This is a genomic window from Humibacter ginsengiterrae (assembly GCF_054780115.1).
In genome coordinates, this window is sequence record NZ_BAAGWY010000028.1 from 1 (window position 1) to 15,622 (window position 15,622).

Annotated in this window: 13 protein-coding genes and 1 rRNA gene; 5 read left to right on the forward strand and 9 right to left on the reverse strand. The window is 67.7% G+C overall.

Features of this window, described 5'->3' with window-relative positions:
- Window positions 1-4: 4 nt before the first annotated feature.
- A 5S ribosomal RNA gene (gene rrf / locus ACYVII_RS18820) occupies window positions 5-121 on the forward strand.
- 89 nt (window positions 122-210) lie between these two features.
- Here rrf and ACYVII_RS18825 read toward each other — a convergent pair.
- Genes ACYVII_RS18825 through ACYVII_RS18845 form a run of 5 tightly spaced genes read right to left on the reverse strand, consistent with a single transcriptional unit; the run spans window position 211 to window position 5,815 of the window.
- Complete coding sequence (locus ACYVII_RS18825; RefSeq protein ID WP_460537878.1) at window positions 211-1,296, reverse strand: LacI family DNA-binding transcriptional regulator; 1,086 nt, start codon at window positions 1,294-1,296, stop codon at window positions 211-213.
- Window positions 1,283-2,806: a sugar ABC transporter ATP-binding protein gene (locus ACYVII_RS18830; RefSeq protein WP_460537879.1), complete on the reverse strand. Its 1,524-nt coding sequence runs from the start codon at window positions 2,804-2,806 to the stop codon at window positions 1,283-1,285. The genes ACYVII_RS18825 and ACYVII_RS18830 overlap by 14 nt, the downstream gene beginning before the upstream one ends.
- The gene (locus tag ACYVII_RS18835) at window positions 2,803-3,813 is read right to left on the reverse strand and encodes an ABC transporter permease subunit (RefSeq protein WP_460537880.1); all 1,011 of its coding nucleotides are present in this window, start codon (window positions 3,811-3,813) and stop codon (window positions 2,803-2,805) included. The genes ACYVII_RS18830 and ACYVII_RS18835 overlap by 4 nt, the downstream gene beginning before the upstream one ends.
- Entirely contained in the window at window positions 3,810-4,871 is a 1,062-nt protein-coding gene (locus tag ACYVII_RS18840; RefSeq protein ID WP_460537881.1) for an ABC transporter permease, read from the reverse strand. Before ACYVII_RS18840 ends, ACYVII_RS18835 begins: the two co-directional genes overlap by 4 nt.
- The gene (locus tag ACYVII_RS18845) at window positions 4,859-5,815 is read right to left on the reverse strand and encodes an ABC transporter substrate-binding protein (protein ID WP_460537882.1); all 957 of its coding nucleotides are present in this window, start codon (window positions 5,813-5,815) and stop codon (window positions 4,859-4,861) included. Before ACYVII_RS18845 ends, ACYVII_RS18840 begins: the two co-directional genes overlap by 13 nt.
- Window positions 5,816-6,119: 304 nt before the next feature.
- Here ACYVII_RS18845 and ACYVII_RS18850 point away from each other — a divergent pair, with 304 nt between their 5' ends.
- Genes ACYVII_RS18850 through ACYVII_RS18860 form a run of 3 tightly spaced genes read left to right on the forward strand, consistent with a single transcriptional unit; the run spans window position 6,120 to window position 9,885 of the window.
- Entirely contained in the window at window positions 6,120-7,244 is a 1,125-nt protein-coding gene (locus ACYVII_RS18850) for a substrate-binding domain-containing protein (RefSeq protein ID WP_460537883.1), read from the forward strand.
- A gap of 2 nt (window positions 7,245-7,246) precedes the next feature.
- A complete protein-coding gene (locus ACYVII_RS18855) occupies window positions 7,247-8,827 on the forward strand; it encodes a sugar ABC transporter ATP-binding protein (RefSeq protein WP_460537884.1) in 1,581 nt (526 codons plus the stop codon).
- Complete coding sequence (locus tag ACYVII_RS18860; protein ID WP_460537885.1) at window positions 8,824-9,885, forward strand: ABC transporter permease; 1,062 nt, start codon at window positions 8,824-8,826, stop codon at window positions 9,883-9,885. Before ACYVII_RS18855 ends, ACYVII_RS18860 begins: the two co-directional genes overlap by 4 nt.
- Window positions 9,886-9,941: 56 nt before the next feature.
- Here ACYVII_RS18860 and ACYVII_RS18865 read toward each other — a convergent pair whose 3' ends face one another.
- From ACYVII_RS18865 to ACYVII_RS18880, 4 genes are all read right to left on the reverse strand, one after another.
- Window positions 9,942-10,151, reverse strand: a complete 210-nt coding sequence (locus ACYVII_RS18865) for a KTSC domain-containing protein (RefSeq protein ID WP_460537886.1) — start codon at window positions 10,149-10,151, stop codon at window positions 9,942-9,944.
- Window positions 10,152-10,177: 26 nt separating this feature from the next.
- Window positions 10,178-12,250 (reverse strand): hypothetical protein, encoded by a 2,073-nt coding sequence (locus ACYVII_RS18870; RefSeq protein WP_460537887.1) that lies wholly within the window; start codon window positions 12,248-12,250, stop codon window positions 10,178-10,180.
- A 154-nt stretch (window positions 12,251-12,404) separates the two neighbouring features.
- Window positions 12,405-12,773, reverse strand: a complete 369-nt coding sequence (locus ACYVII_RS18875) for a GntR family transcriptional regulator (protein WP_460537888.1) — start codon at window positions 12,771-12,773, stop codon at window positions 12,405-12,407.
- A 176-nt stretch (window positions 12,774-12,949) separates the two neighbouring features.
- Window positions 12,950-13,789, reverse strand: coding sequence for a DUF4352 domain-containing protein (locus tag ACYVII_RS18880; RefSeq protein ID WP_460537889.1), 840 nt, complete (start codon window positions 13,787-13,789; stop codon window positions 12,950-12,952).
- A gap of 471 nt (window positions 13,790-14,260) precedes the next feature.
- On the opposite strand from ACYVII_RS18880, the gene ACYVII_RS18885 reads away from it, so the two are divergent.
- Window positions 14,261-15,466, forward strand: a complete 1,206-nt coding sequence (locus tag ACYVII_RS18885) for a Fic family protein (RefSeq protein WP_460537890.1) — start codon at window positions 14,261-14,263, stop codon at window positions 15,464-15,466.
- Window positions 15,467-15,622: the final 156 nt, after the last annotated feature.

Consider the following 15,622-nt stretch of genomic DNA (forward strand, 5'->3'; position numbering starts at 1 on the left):
GTGTTACGGCGGCCATAGCGAGAGGGAAACGCCCGGAAACATTCCGAACCCGGAAGCTAAGACTCCCAGCGCCGATGGTACTGCAGGGGCGACCCTGTGGGAGAGTAGGACACCGCCGGACTCCTTTGTAAGAAGGGCCGCCCAGAGATGGGCGGCCCTTCTTGCATTTGGTGCCAGTTTTTGCGTTTGTATCGGTTTGGGGCTCGGGCCTCAGTCCGAGTGGGTGGACTGCACCTGGGGATGCGTGGCGGAGTCCGCATCGGCGGGCACGTCCCCGGCGGGGCCGCGGCGCCTCGTGCTTGATGCGCGCACGACGAGCGCGACCGGGATGGGCGGTGGCGACGGCGATGTCTCATCCCCATCAAGCCTGTCGAGCACACGCCTCAGCGCCAGCTGTCCGAGTGCGGCGAAGTCCTGGGTGACCGTGGACAGCGGAGGCGTGTAGAACACGGACTCCGGAACGTTGTCGAATCCCACGACACCGACGTCGTCGGGCACCCGGAACCCACGCCGTGCCAGCGCTGTCATCACCCCGAGCGCGATCTGGTCGTTGGCGGCGAACACCGCTGTCTTGCCCGCGATGACGGTGAGTTCGAGCCCGATGCGGTGACCCTCGGCGGCCGACCAGTCCGCGTGATAAAGCGCACCACGGGGCAGCCCCGCGTCGGCCAGCTCATCAGCCCATCCTCGCTGACGTTCCCGCGCGTCAGGGTGGTCGGGAGGGCCGGCGACATGGATGACGTCGAGGTAGCCCGCATCGATGAGGTGCTGAACCGCCGCTCGGGCGCCGCCGTACTGGTCGATCGACACGACGTCGCGGTTGCGGCCGGGCGCCGAGATCGAGATGAGGGGAACACCCACGTCGAGACCGCGCAGGGACTCGAGCGTGGTCACGTCGAGTTGCACGAGCACAACGGCTTCCACGTTCTGCCTCAGCAGCGACTCGATCGCGGTGCGTGCCTCACTCGCGCTCTCTCCCGGCACACTGACCGTGAACACGCTGTACCTGGCGGCGTGCGCGGCCTCGTTGAAGTACCTCTGGATGCTCGCCGGTCCGTAGTCCGCGGATCCTGGTGCGATGAGTCCGATCGTGCGCGTACGCCTGGTCACGAGTGCGCGAGCCGCCGCGGACGGTTCGTAGCGCAACTGCTTGATCGCCTTCCGCACGCGCTCGCGGGTCTGGTCGCGCACATCCGGCGAGTCGTTGATGACGCGCGAAACCGTCTGGTGCGACACACCGGCAAGTCGTGCGACGTCGAAAATCGTCGCCGCACGGTTCCCCTCAGTCCGTGCCATTCGCCCCTCCATCCGCGATGAGCGTGAGCAGAAGCTCCCGATCCAGCCCATCGTCGTTCGCCACGATGCCCAGAATCGCGCGATCCCGCATGATCACGATCCGGTCTGACAGCCGGAGAACTTCGTCTGGCTCGGCGGAGATGTAAATCACGCCGACACCGTTGGCTGCCATGGAGGCCACGAGGCGCTGGACTTCAACCTTAGCGCCGACGTCGATGCCTCTCGTCGGTTCGTCGAGCACCAGCACGCGCGGTGCAATCGCGAGCCAGCGAGCAAGAAGCACCTTCTGCTGGTTGCCGCTGGAGAGCGACGCTGCAGGCTGGTCGAGGTCGCACGGCCACACGTTGAGCGCCTCAAGGTAGCTCGTCGCGAGCTCGTCCTGTCGTGCACGGGGCATCCGCCGGAACCAGCCACGCTGCGCCTGGATGGCGAGTGTGATGTTGTCGCGCACACTGAGCTGGCCGATGAGTCCCTCGGAGACGCGGTTCTCTGACGCGTACACCACCCGCGCCATGAGGGCAGAACGCGGCGAACGGTACGCGGTGGCGGTCGGCCCGCCGACGAGCCGACCGCTGTTGATCGGATCGATGCCGGTGAGGGATCTGGCCAGCTCGGTGCGGCCCGAGCCGAGCAGCCCGGCGACGCCGACGATCTCGCCTTCGTTCAGCTCGAGAGCGACCGGTGCACGCAGCGAACCGGACCGAACGCTCTCGGCGCACAGGATGGGCGCGGGACTGCCGACCACCTCCGCGCCACGCTCTTCCATGATCTCGTCCAGCTCGCGCGGATCGCGGCCGAGCATGCGCTGGACGAGATCGCGGCGCAGGATGTCCGCAGTCGGGAACTCGCCGACCAGCACGCCACCGCGCAGCACCGTCAACCGGTTCGCGATCTCGTAGACCTGCTCGAGAACGTGGGAGACGAACAGGATGGCGACGCCGTCGTCGCGCAAGGATCGGATCACGCCGAGCACGTGCTCGGTCTCCGCCTCGTCGAGGCTCGCGGTCGGTTCGTCGAGCACGAGCACGCGAGGACTCGAACGGATCGCGCGTGCCATCGCGACGAGCTGACGGATGGCCGGCGGGTGTCCGCCAAGCGGAGACCTCGGATCGACGACCGCCCCCAGCCGCTCGAGCAACTCGCCGGCGCGTCGCACCATCGCGCGCCGGTCGATGCCCAACCTGCCGTGCGGCTCGTCGCCGAGCATCACGTTCTCGGCGATGGACAGGTTCGGCAGCAGCCCGGTCTCCTGGTGCACGACCCCGATTCCGGTCGCGAGTGCGTCGCGCGGCGACGAGATCTGTACCGGTGCACCGTTGCACAGGATCTCGCCGTGCGCCGGCCGGATCGCGCCGGTCAGAACCTTGATGAGCGTGGATTTGCCCGCGCCGTTCTCGCCCATGAGCGAGTGCACCTCACCCCGGTGCAGATCGAGGTCGACGTCGTCGAGCGCCAGGTTGCCCTGGTACCGCACGGTGATGCCGCGCATCCGGATGAACGGGTCGCTCATCGCAGTTCCCCCGCTCTGCTTGCGGCGAGCCGCTGGGCCACGACGAAGACCAGCAGCAGCATCCCGAGCACGATCGGCGTCCACCACGAGTCGACGCCGAGATAGTCGATCGTCAGCTGGATGACGCCGTACACGAGCACTCCGACGACCGAGCCGACCACTCCGCCGTTCCCGCCACCGAGTGTGGTGCCGCCGATCACGACCGCGGCGATGGCGGCGAGCTCCATGCCGGTGCCGGCCTGCGGATCGCCCGATGAGGTGTACGACGCGAACAGAACGGCCGCGATGCCTGCGCAGGTTCCGCTGACCACATACACGAGCACGGTGGTGCGCATCACGGCGAGACCCATCAGCCGCGCCCCGTCGGAGTTGCCTCCGAGGGCGAACACGGTGCGCCCGAACCGCGTGCGGTGGAGCATCAGGAAGGCGACGACGGCGAGTGCGAGTGCGACCATGACGCCCAGTGAGAACCGGAGATCGCCGACGCCGACGGTGACCAGGGTGAGCGCGTTGAGCCCGCTGTCGCGGATCGGCACGGCGTTGAGGCTGACGCTGTAGGCCAGACCTCGGGCGAGGAACATCCCGGCGAGGGTGGCCACGATCGGCTGCACGTCGAAGACCGCCACGAGCACGCCGTTGATGAGCCCGATACCGGCGCCCGATGCGACGATCAACGGGATGGCGACGCCTACGGGGACCCCTGCCGCCAGAAGCTGGGCGCCGATCACCCCGCCGAGCCCGATCACGGAGCCCACCGACAGATCGAGCCCGCCGGACAGCACGACGAAGGTCATGCCGACCGCGAGTGCGAGCAGGTAGCCGGTGTCGAGGAAGAGATTCGAGACGAGCCGGGCCGACACGAACTGGCCGAACGTGAGCTGGTCGCCGAGCACGAGCATCCCGAGCATCACGACAGCGACGAGTACCGGAGGAAGGTGTGGGCCCCGTGCGACGCCCCAGCGCCGTGGCGCTTCCCAGGACGGAATCCTCGGTGTCTGCGTGCTCACTGGATGCCTCGCCATCCGGCTCGGATGCGCCCCAGGAGTGCGCTGGTGCGCGGCGCCTGCAGCAGGCAGACCGCGATGATGATGACGCCCTCGAAGAGTGGTGAGGTCGCCGGCGAGGTGCCCAGGTAGGTGACCGTGGAGGTCAGCACCTGAACGGTGAGCACTCCCAGCACAGTGCCGCCGACGGAGAACCGGCCGCCGCGCAGCGACGTTCCGCCGATGACGACGGCGAGGATGGCATCCACCTCGATGCCGAGGCCGGCATTGCTCGCGTCGGCCGACATGATGTCCGAGCTCGCGATGAGTCCGCTGGCCGCGGCGAGCAACCCGCTCACGGCGTAGACGGTTCCCGTGAGCAGACGCACCCGCAGGCCCGCCATGCGGCTGGCGACGGGATTCGCGCCGATGGACTCGATCATCGTTCCGAGGGCGCTGCGCCGCAGCAGCACGGCGATGGCGATGACCACCGCGGCCGCGATGAACGTCGGGGCGGGAAGACCGAGCACGGTACCGGCAGCGATCCACGCGTAAGGCGGGCTGACGACGGTGTCGACCTGGCCGCGTGTGATGAGCATCGCCAGACCGCGGCCGGCGAGCATGAGCACCAGCGTGGCGATGATCGGTTGCACCCCCACCGCGGCGACCAGCATCCCGTTCCAGGCTCCGAGCAGGATGCCCACGCCGAGCCCGGCGCAGATGCCGAGGGCGACGGCGCCGATCGACCCGGGCTGTGGCGATCCGGCGATGACGGCGAGGGCGACTGCTCCGCCGACCGACAGCACGGCGCCGACCGAGAGGTCGAGCCCGCGAAGCGCGATCACGAGCAGCATTCCGAGGGAGACGAGCATGAGCGGCGCGGCATCCCTGATGATGTCGGGAATCGGTCCGTACAACGCGGCCCGGCGGATCGAGATGGCGAAGAAGCCGGGACGGACGGCGGCGTTGATCGCCACGAGAGTGAGCAGCACGACGACGGACCACAACTGCGGTCTGCGCAGCAGCGTGATCGCCCGGCGACGGCCGGCCGTCTCGTTCCGCGCTGCACTCAGTACGGCCACGTGGCGAGCACCCCCTTCGCCGTCTTCGCGTCGAACACGCGGTCGGTGGCGATGTACGCGCGCCGCACCGGTGATCCGGCGTGCACGGCCCGTACGACGGAGGCCACCCTCTGCCCGAGCATCGGATTGCACTGCACGACATGATTGAGCCGCCCGGCGACGAGTTCGGTGAGGGCGTCTCGGGTGCCGTCGATGGTGACGATGCGGATGTCGCGCCCCGGCACGAGCCCCGCGGCCGTGATGGCCTCGATCGCGCCGAGCCCCATGTCGTCGTTCTGCGCGAACAGCAGTTGGATGTCGTCGCCGTGCTTCTCCAGGAATGCTGCCATCACCTCTTTGCCGCCGGCGCGGGTGAACCCGGCGTCCTGAGCATCCAGCACGGTGAAACCGTGGCCGGCGATGACCTGCTCGAAGCCCGCGGAGCGATCGAGGGCCGCACTCGACCCGGTGGTGCCGAGCAACTCGACGATGCGGGTCTTCGGCTTCGAGTTCTCGACGATCCACGTCGCGGCCAGGGCACCCTCGTGGCGGAAGTCGTCGCCCACCCGGCTGACGTAGAGCGACGAATCGCTCGAGTCGATGCCGCGGTCCTCCAGCACGACCGGGATGCCCGCCTGCCGAGCCTCGTCGAGCACGTCGTGCCATCCGTTCTCCACCATCGGGGCCAGCACGATCACGTCGACGCCGCGGGTGACGAAGCTGCGCACGGCTGCGATCTCGTTCTCCTGGCGGCCTTGCGAGTCGATGAACATCAGGTCGAAACCGTTGCGACGCGAGAGCGCATTGCGCAGCGACGTCGTGTTGGCGGCGCGCCAGGTGCTCTCCGCGCCGGTCTGGGCGAAACCGACGGAGATCAGCGTTCGTGGCGCTGCCGTGCAGCCGGTCAATCCCTCGGCGACGCAGGCCAGAGCAGCGCCGAGCACGGCTCGCCGGGTGATCGCCACTGATCGCCTCCCTGCATCGTCGAAGAGCTTCACGCGCACGGCGTGCAACGCTACGTTAGCGTTCACAGCCGGGTCTCCGCGACGCTCGTTCACCCAGATTGCGCGATCTCGAGGCCGATGACGTCGGCGGTTCGAATCCATTCTCCTGCTTGACATCGCATTCCGTTAGCGCTCACAATGCTCGATGAGCCCGCCATGATGTAGCTGAGCACGGCGAGGTCGCCGAGAATGTGAACCCTCACAACGCTGGTGACGCGTCGGCCGCACGCGGGCATCCTCCTGTCACACCAACAGAAAGTGAACGATGAAGATCACAACCAGAATGGCGGCGGTGGCGACCGCGCTGCTCCTCGTCACCGGCCTCGCGGCCTGCTCGAAATCGGCCGCATCCACCCCCTCGACGACCTCGTCGAAGAGCTCGGCGTCGTTGAAGGGGACGTTGACGTTCAACCAGACGAAGCTCGCCGAGCTCGACCAGAAGCTGAAGTCCGCTCTCCAGGGCAAGGACCTCTCGGCGGTCGACATCGCGATGGTCGTCAACGTCGCGGCCGACTACTGGAAGGCCGGGCAAGTCGGATTCGAGGCGGGCTGCAAGGACCTCGGCATCGCCGCGAACAAGTGCACCTACTTCGCTCCGCCGAGCGGCAAGCTCACCGAGCAGACGTCCGAGCTCGAGACGCTGAAGTCGCAGGGCGTGACCGGCTACTCGATCTCGGCCATCGACCCGACGTCGACCGCGAACACCATCAAGAGCGACATGGACTCCGGCATCTTCGTGCTGCCCATCGACTCGCCCCTGCCGAACACCGCAGCCGGCGGGCTGTACCTCGGCACGCCCAACTACACGGCGGGCTTTCAGGCGGGCACCGCGATGAAGCAGCTGCTGGGCGGCAAGGGCAAGGTGGCGATCCTGGTCGGCTCGCTCACGGCATCCAACGCGGTGCAGCGCATCCAGGGATTCGAGGATGCCATCAAGGGCACGGGAATCACGGTCGCACAGAAGGTCAACGACAACCTCCAGGCCAGCACCGCGACGAGTGACGCCGAGACGATCCTCGCCAACAACCCCGACGTGAACGGACTGTACGGTGTGTACTCGTACGACGGCCCGGCTCTCGCCCAGGCTGTGACATCCGCAGGCAAGCAGTCCAGCGTCAGCATCGTCTCGGACGACTCGGACGCGCAGACGCTGAACTTCATCAAGTCGGGTGTCATCGGCGGCACCGTCGTGCAGATGCCGTACCAGCAGGGCTACACCGGTGCGTACATCCTGGCCGCGGAGAAGGTGCTCGGCAAGGATGCCACCGCGGCGATCCTGAAGCCGTACCTCGCCTCAGACGGCAGCACGCTCAGCTCCGGGGTCGGCCTGGTCACCAAGTCCGACCTCGCGGACTACCAGTCGCTCCTGAGCAACCTGGGCATCGACTAGGCATGACAGACCACACCGCTCCCTCCGGCCGTGCGACCATCGCGCGGCTGGAGGGGGTCTACAAGGAATACGGGCCGGTACGAGTGCTCGATCTGCCCGAGCTCGAGCTGTTCGCGGGCCAGGTCGTCGGCGTCGTCGGTGAGAACGGCGCGGGCAAGTCCACGCTGATGGGCACCCTGTCCGGAGCCGTGCACCGCGACGGCGGAGAGATCACGATCGACGGCACGTCGCTCGCTCCGGGCTCGACCGAAGCCCCGCAGCGACTCGGGATAGCGATGGTGTCGCAGGAGTTCCCGCTGGTCGGGCAGCTCTCGGTGGCCGAGAACCTCCTGCTCGGCCGGCGCCCCGACAAGGCGCGCAGCAGCTGGTTCGTCGACCGACGGGCCCAGCAGGCCGAGGCCGCAGCGATGCTCGCCGATATCGGGCTTTCCGCGGGCCGCATCGGCCTGGATCGCGACGTGCGCTCGCTGCCGGTGCCGACCAGGCAGATGATCGAGATCGCGAAGGCGTGGGGCCGCAAGCCGCGGCTGCTCATCCTTGACGAGCCCACATCATCCCTTGGCCCGGTCGAGGCGGAGACCGTGCTCGGTCTGGCCAGGCGGCTCGCGGAACGCGGGGGCGCAGTTCTCTTCATCGGGCATCGCCTCGACGAGGTTCGCGAGGTGAGCGACCGCGTGATCGTGCTGCGCAACGGGCGGCTCGTCGCCGACCTGTCGCCGCGGGAGGCTACCGAAGTCCGGTTGATCAAGGAGATGGTCGGAGGGGAACTCGAACAGGGCACACCGAAGGCGCCGCCCGCCGACGCACCCGTCTTCCTCCGCCTGGACGGGGTCACCGCCGACGGGCTCGGGCCGGTCGACCTGGAGGTGAAGGAGGGCGAGATCCTCGGGATCGCCGGGCTCATGGGCTCGGGCCGCAGCCGTCTCATCCACACCATCGCCGGGGCGCAGCCCGCGACCGGCGGCAGCATGACGCTGCACGGAGCACGCCACGCGCCTCGGTCGGCTCAGGACGGAGTCAACGCCGGCATCGCGCTCATCCCCGAGGACCGTAAGGAGCAGTCGCTGGTGCTGTTCGCCTCGATCGCCTCGAACGTGACGGTGTCCATCCTGCGCACACTCAGCAGGTTCGGGATGCTCGTGCCGCGCGCCCAGCGCACCGCTGGTGCGAAGATCGCGCGCGACGTCAACGTGCGCATGCAGAGCGTCGACCAGCCGATCGGCTCCCTGTCGGGTGGCAACCAGCAGCGTGCGATCTTCGGTCGCGCGTTCGCCACCAACCCCCGGCTGCTGCTTCTGGATGAGCCGACGCGAGGCGTCGACGTCGGCGCGAAGGCCGAGATCTACGGCCTCATCGATCGGGCAGCGGCCGAGGGGATGACCGTCATCGCGGCATCCTCCGAGCTCGAGGAGCTTCAGCTGATCAGCCATCGCATCGCCGTGATGAACCACGGACGCATCGTCGCGGTGCTCGAGCGGAACGCCGCCACGAAAGAGGCGATCATGACCGCCGCGGCGTCCACCTCCCTCCCGGCGCCCACGGCTCCGGCATCCGAATTCACACCACTAGGAGAACCGGCATGACCGCCGCACCGAATCCCACCGCCACCCCGCCGAGTCCCGCGACCTCGCTTCCGAGCCCGCCGCCGGCGGCCGCAAGTGCGCCCAGCGGTCGCGCCAACCCCTCGCTGCTGCACCGTTTCGCCGCATCCCCCGAGGCCGGCGTCGGCGTCGCCTGCGTCGTCGTGTTCGCGATCATCGCGTTCGCGGCACCGACGTATGCCACGCCTGCCAACCTGCAGGTGATGGGGCGCGACCTGTCGCAGCTCGGCATCCTCTCCGTCGCCGAGGCGCTCGTCATCCTCACGGGAGGCATCGACCTGTCGGTGGGGGCGCTGGCCGGTCTCGCCGGGATCATCGCGGCGACGCTCAACGTGAACCTTCATCTGCCCGCCGTCGTCGCGATCGTGATGACGATCGTGATCTGCGCGCTCATCGGAGCCTGGCACGGCCTGACGGTCACTCGGCTCAAGGTGCCGCCGTTCGTGATCACGCTCGTCACGTTCACAATCGCGCAGGGCCTCTCACTGGCCATCACGAGCGGAACCCCGGTGAACGGCATCGATCCGACGTTCAGCGACATCAGCGGATACTACGTGTTCGGCGTGCCCGTACCCGCGCTGTTCTTCATCGCGGTGGTGCTCATCGCCTGGTTCGTGCTCGAACGCACCTACGCGGGGCGGCAGATCTACGCCGTGGGCGGCAACCGGGAGGCCGCGCGGCTGGCGGGCATCCCGACCCGCCGGCGCATCTTCTCGATGTACGTCGCGGCCTCGGCCATCTCGGGCCTCGTCGGCATCCTGGTGATCGGACGGATGAACGTGGCCGACCCCTCCGTCGGGCCCGGCTGGGAACTCACGGCGATCGCGGCAGCCGTCGTCGGCGGCATGTCTCTGACCGGCGGAGAAGGTCGCATCCTCGGCGTCGCAGCGGGCGCCATTCTGCTGGAGCTCATCGCGAACGGCCTGCTCGCACTGCACGTGAGCCCCTATTTCCAGCAGGTCGTGCAGGGCGCAGTGCTGGGTGTCGCGATCCTGCTCGACCGGGTGCGGGCCCGCTACTTCGGCCGAGGAAAGGGCTGATCACGCGACAGATGGGCTCCGGGTACGGATCCGGGGCCCATCGTCGTGCTCTCGGCTCATTCGCGTTCGTAGGGGTACTCGTCTCGGATGTGATGGCTGAAGTACTCGCCGAGGCTTTCCGCTGCCATGAGGCCGACGAAGACAACGGGCGGAACCTCGAAATAACGGTAGATCGAGCCGCTGGCGAACTCGATCTCGAGAGTGCGGGCATCCTCGTCGTATCCGACCGAACGAAGAACGCTGCTCCTGACGTGGTGGCGTTGCATGCGCCTGCCTCAGACCGGCCGGATGGCTACGGCGTCATGTCGTCGTGCAGCACGACGCGGCTGAACTCGACGCCTCCGTCGGGCATCCGCCAGTAGTGCAGTCGCCGGGCGGAGGGGGTGTTCCGTTCCACTTCGACGCGCACACAACGTGCGCCATCCACGCGAACGACGGGCGGATCGTCGCCGCCGACTCCGCTGCGCAGCGCGTGCTCATTCCAGAAGTGGGCTGTACCGGGCGGCGTTGTGATGATGTCGACGATGCGACGCAGCACCTTGTCGAACTGTGCGTCGTCGAGCTTGTCGAGCGAAGCCGCGAAGTCGGGGCCGAACCTCCAGCGCCGCGAATCGGGAACGGGACGTGTTTGCTTGTCGGATGCCGGCACGCGCTCGACCCACGCGGAGAGCACCTCGTGACGTAGCCACGACTCGTCGTCGGGCCAGTGCTTGCGGCGGGATGCCCGTGTCGGGGCATCCGCAGACGATGCCGAGCGTCGCGCCGCCCGCAGCTGCTTCTGTGTGGCGCGGAGCTGGTCAGTCAGGCGGGTGCGGGCGGCCTCGGCGCTACCGAGATGGGCGGCGAGTTCGTCCTTGGTGAGCTCGAGCCGTTGAAGGTCGCCCCGCAGTCGCATCACGTCAGCGTTCGGGGTGCCGGCCGATCGGAGCTGCCGCTCGAGTTCGTGGATCTTCGCATCCCGCTCCGCGACCGTCTGGGTCAGCGTCTGCACGAGAGTCTTGCTGGTCGGGACCGGCAGGGTGGCCGGGCGCGCGGCTGGAGCCTGTCGCGGGCCGGGACCGGGGACGGCGTGGAGGGGCGCGCGTCCGGGCGCGGCATCCGCGTCGACGGCGGCGGACGCATCGCCGGCGTGCTCGGCATCGTCCGCAGCATCGGCAGACTCGGCACCGAACGAAGCGGCCGCCGTGCCGTCGGTGCTCTCGGAATCGGAGGCTTCCGGAGTTTCGCGCGCTGGAGCATCCTGAGCGGCACGATCACCGGCAGAAGGAAGCGGCCGGCCCTCCTCGAGCCACGGCGGGCCGTCGGCGGTGAGGGCGAGCGGGGGCACGATGGGCTCGTCGTCGTCCACGTCCCAGAGGGAGAGGTGGAGGGTGCCATCGGAGAGGTGTTGCACCCGCGCGGGCACGACATCCCCGGGCGACAGCAGCCCGTCGGCGCGGTCCATCGGGTTGTGCGAGATGTCCCAGGTGGTGACGTTGTGGCGCAGGCGCGGATGCAGCGCGAGGCCGGCGCTGCGGGCATCCGTCTCGAGCACGAGCACGAGCGTCACTCCGTGGTGCGGGAAGCGTTCAGCGAGTTCGGCGTCGCCGGGCGTCGGCAGCTCGACGCCCAGCCGGTGCGACCCGCGGTCGAGGATGCCCGTCACGCGCTGCCCGGGCACGACCACCCAGCTGAGCGGGATGGGCGGATACGTGAGCTCCTCCGCGATCGCCGCCAGCTCGCCGCTGTCGAGGGCGACGATGGCGCGGGACCCGGTCACACCCGTGACGGTGCCTGCGAAGCGCCCGGATTCGCCGGCGTGGGTCTCGACGAAGAGTCCGGCCGCGTAGGCGTGCGCGAGCGTGTCGGTGGCGAGCAGTTCGGTCGCGTGCGGATCGGGGGTGAGTCGTTCGGACCCCTTGCGTATGGCCGTCGACGGGAACCGCAGCATGCTCTCTGCGATCGTGGTTTCGCGTGAGAACCCGACCGGGAAGGAGCGGCCGGCCCCGCCGAAGACGCCGAGCTTCGGCGGCAGCAGGTCGCTGAGCCGGTGGGTGAGCGCGCCGGTCTCGATCGTGAAGACTCGCGCGACTGAACCGACCTGCGCGACGAGGGAGTCGACGTCGTGATGCGGGTCATCCGCCTCGAAGGGAGTGGTTACCACCACCCAGGGCCGCGTGCGCTGCTCGTCGTACAGTCCGCGGGCGAGCTCGTCGACGGCATCCGCTGTGGTGATCGCGGTGAGCGCCGAGTTGCCGAGGCGGCTGGGCGGCGGGTGTGGAGCGGGGTGCGCGTGCGGGGCTTCTGGATGCCTGACATCCGTTGGCATGGCCTCTCGCGCCGCGAGACGCCTGGCCCGCTTGCCGACGGAATTCGCTGTCGTCACGGTGCCGCCTCCCGCCGTTTCCGCCACTGGATCCGGTGCGCATCGCCCGCCGAGAGGGAGGACGATTACGCAGTCCACGCTACCCGTACGGGCCGACGGCGACCGCTCGACTCGTTGTCGTAACCGCAGATCCGTTCATGGGAATCCGTGAGTTTCAACCGTGCGAATGGCTGACGTTCCGCTGGAGATACGTGATGGTGCGGTCGAGGTTGAAGCCGAGCCCGGCCATTGCCTCGAGGTAGTCGCTGGTGAGCGCCGCAGCCTGACGATGGGTTTCGTTGCCGGCGAGGTCTTCGGCGACGGTCGTGCCGTTTCGCCCCCGGGTCTCGAGGTATCCGGCCGCTTCGAGCTCCTTGTATGTGCGAGCCACGGTATTGGGAGCAAGGTCGAGGTCGCTCGCGAGCTGTCGCACGGGCGGGAGCCGGTCGCCGGGTGCGAGCTCGCCGCTGGCGATCTCCGCGATGATCTGCTCGCGAAGCTGCTCATACAGCGGGGCGGGCAGCGAAGGGTCGATGGTCAGCATGGCGAGGCTCCCTTTTTGTGCTGGTACAAACGTACCCGGGTACAAGCGCGGTCGCTGCTGAAGCGGAGGTCGACGAGAAGTGTGAGTTCTCCATGCCCTTACCGACACTTATCTCGCGAAGTGTCGGTAAGGCTGTCGGCGCAGCAAATCGAGTATCGGCTGCGCCGACGGTCGCCCTACTGGAGAGCCTCGAAGACGGTCCCGTCGCCGAACGTCGCGACGCCTCCGGTGACAGATGCCGGCACCTCGAACACGACAATCCCGCTCGCCTGCTGGCCGGCCCCGAGTGTTACCTGGGGCATCTGATTCGGTGCGCCGTACTGTGCGGTGGCGTGCGCGTACACGTTCCCGTTGGAGTCGGTGAAGCTCGCGTCGTAGGCGACGGTTCCGGCATCCACACCGGCATCCGTGGCCTGCACGTTGACGATGAACGCCACGTATTTGTTGCCGGCGGCGGGTGCCTCGTAGTCGTCGTAGCCCGTCCAGTTGCCGTCGAATCCGGTGATCCACTCGGTGTAGTTGGTCTTCGTGCCATCGAGACGGTTGGTGCTCTGCATAGGGGCTTGCGTGCCTGCCGGATAGGGATTGTCGAACGACTGTCCCTCCGTCGCCTTCCTCTGGGCCGCTGCCGCAGCGTCGTCGGCCGACTTCTGCGATGCATCCGCCGAGTCGGTGTCACCGTCTTCGCACTGAATAACAGCGATGCTGGAGGAGTATTCGGATTCGCACTTATCGGCGATGGCCTGCTTTTTCTGTCGCGCCTCATAGGTGCTTTCGTCGGACTTTGCGGTGCGCAGGTCTCCCATGCGGCAATCCTCGCGCGCAGCGCCGGAGGTGAAGGCTTTGTGGCACTTTTCAGCGGTGATCTTGGCGATGGGCGGTGCGACCACGGTCTGATATGTCGCCACGCCGACGCCGGTCATGATGGCAAGCGCGACAATTCCGGTTGCGATGACAGACAGAAGACGTAGCCATTTGGGCCAGGCCCGGAACCCCGAATTCTTCGTGTCGTTCATTATTGTTCAGCTCCTCATCCTTTTTGGATGTTAGGCAGTTCAGGACTCGGCCGCGGGCCCCAAAGAAGGGGCTGCCACGTGGTCGTGTCGGACGCGGAGGCGCACCGATCGATGCCCAGCGGCCGCGAACTGGCCAGCCCGAGCCGCCGCCTTCGTGGCCCGCTCGATTGCCTGTGTGCGGCCTCCGCGGTGGAGATGCGATCGACGACGGCTGGCGCCGGATCGTCGGTGGCCGTGATGACGGTGTGGAGCATGACTGCATCCCATGGTGCAAAGGCCGTGTCGTGAGGCCCGAACCGGCCGCGTTGCTGTGATGCGGCACCAGCCGAGTGGCGAATATTGCGGGATGCCGGGGCCACTGACATTCGCGCGAGCGGGGTGCGTAGGTGTCAGTCGGGACAATTGTTACCGAGACTTAGGAGCATAAGTGTCGGTAACGCGATACACTCCTGACGCAACGTAGGAGGCCGCATGACACGGACAGCAGACTCCACGTGGCCGCAATTGAGCTACGAAGATCGTGCATGGAGGACGAGCTTCGGCCGTGCTGAAGTCTCCGGCCGGCAGTGGGCGGAAATGCAACGGCCCTATGCGGCCGCGGTCACCCCGGCGATTGCGGGCGAGAAGGTGACGCTGAGCCCTCAGCTGCAGGCGGACGCGGAGGAGGCATCTGTTCTGCTGTCTCGCTTCGACGCTCAGGCGGGCACCACGATGTTGCCCTTCGCATCCATCCTGCTGCGCAGCGAGTCTGCGTCGTCGTCGCAGATCGAGAACCTGAGCAGTAGCGCCCGCGCTGTCGCGGAATCAGAGCTCGGCGAACGCAACGACGGCAATGCGGCGCTGATCGTGCGCAACGTTCGCGCCCTTTCGTCAGCTCTCGAACTCGCCGACGACCTCAGCGACGCCTCCGTCATCGCCATGCAGGCGGCGCTGCTCGAAGACAGTTCCCCGGACAAGACCGGTGCGTACCGAACGGAGCAGGTCTGGATCGGAGGCAACGCCGTAAGTCCGCATCGTGCGGACTTTATTCCGCCGTATTTCGAGCGGGTGCCCGCAGCGATGCACGACATGCTGGCTTTCGCCGCGCGCACGGACGTCCCCGTCGTCGCACAGGCAGCGATCGCGCATGCGCAATTCGAGACGATCCACCCCTTCCTCGACGGCAATGGGCGCACCGGTCGCGCTCTGGTACAGGCGCTGCTGCGCCGACGCGGAACGACCACGAACGTCGCCGTGCCGGTCTCAGCGGGTCTACTGCACGACGTCGAGCGGTACTTCGGAGCGCTCACCGCCTACCGGCACGGTGACGTCGAGCCGATCGTGACCGTCTTCACGGATGCTGCGGGCACTGCCGTGCGCAACGGGAACCTGCTGCTCGACGACATCCGCGGCATCCGAAGTAGGTACGACGACGCGCTCGCCGAGCTTCGGGCCGACTCGGCGGCGCGTGCCGTCGCAGGGCTGCTGTTCGAACATCCAGTGGTGAATGTACGTCTGCTTCAAAACCGCTTGGTAATAGCAGATCAAACCGCGTACCGGGCATTGGATGCCCTCGTGAACCGGGGCATTCTGACGCTCGGCAAGTCGCGGAAGCGCAATCGGGTATGGGTTGCAGCGGACATAACGGATGCGCTCGACCGATTCGCCGAGCGGGCGGGGCGACGGGGACGGGTGTAGCGGCGCAAGGCTATGGAGCGCGCGAGTCCTCGGTCAAGTCCCGTGGTGTGGTGTCACTGCTGTTGTTCCCTGTGGGTGGGTGATGGTTAGGCGGTGAGGAGCAGTTCGGGGCGGGCGGGCTCGGTGGTCTCGTGGAGGACGTGGATCAGTGCTCGC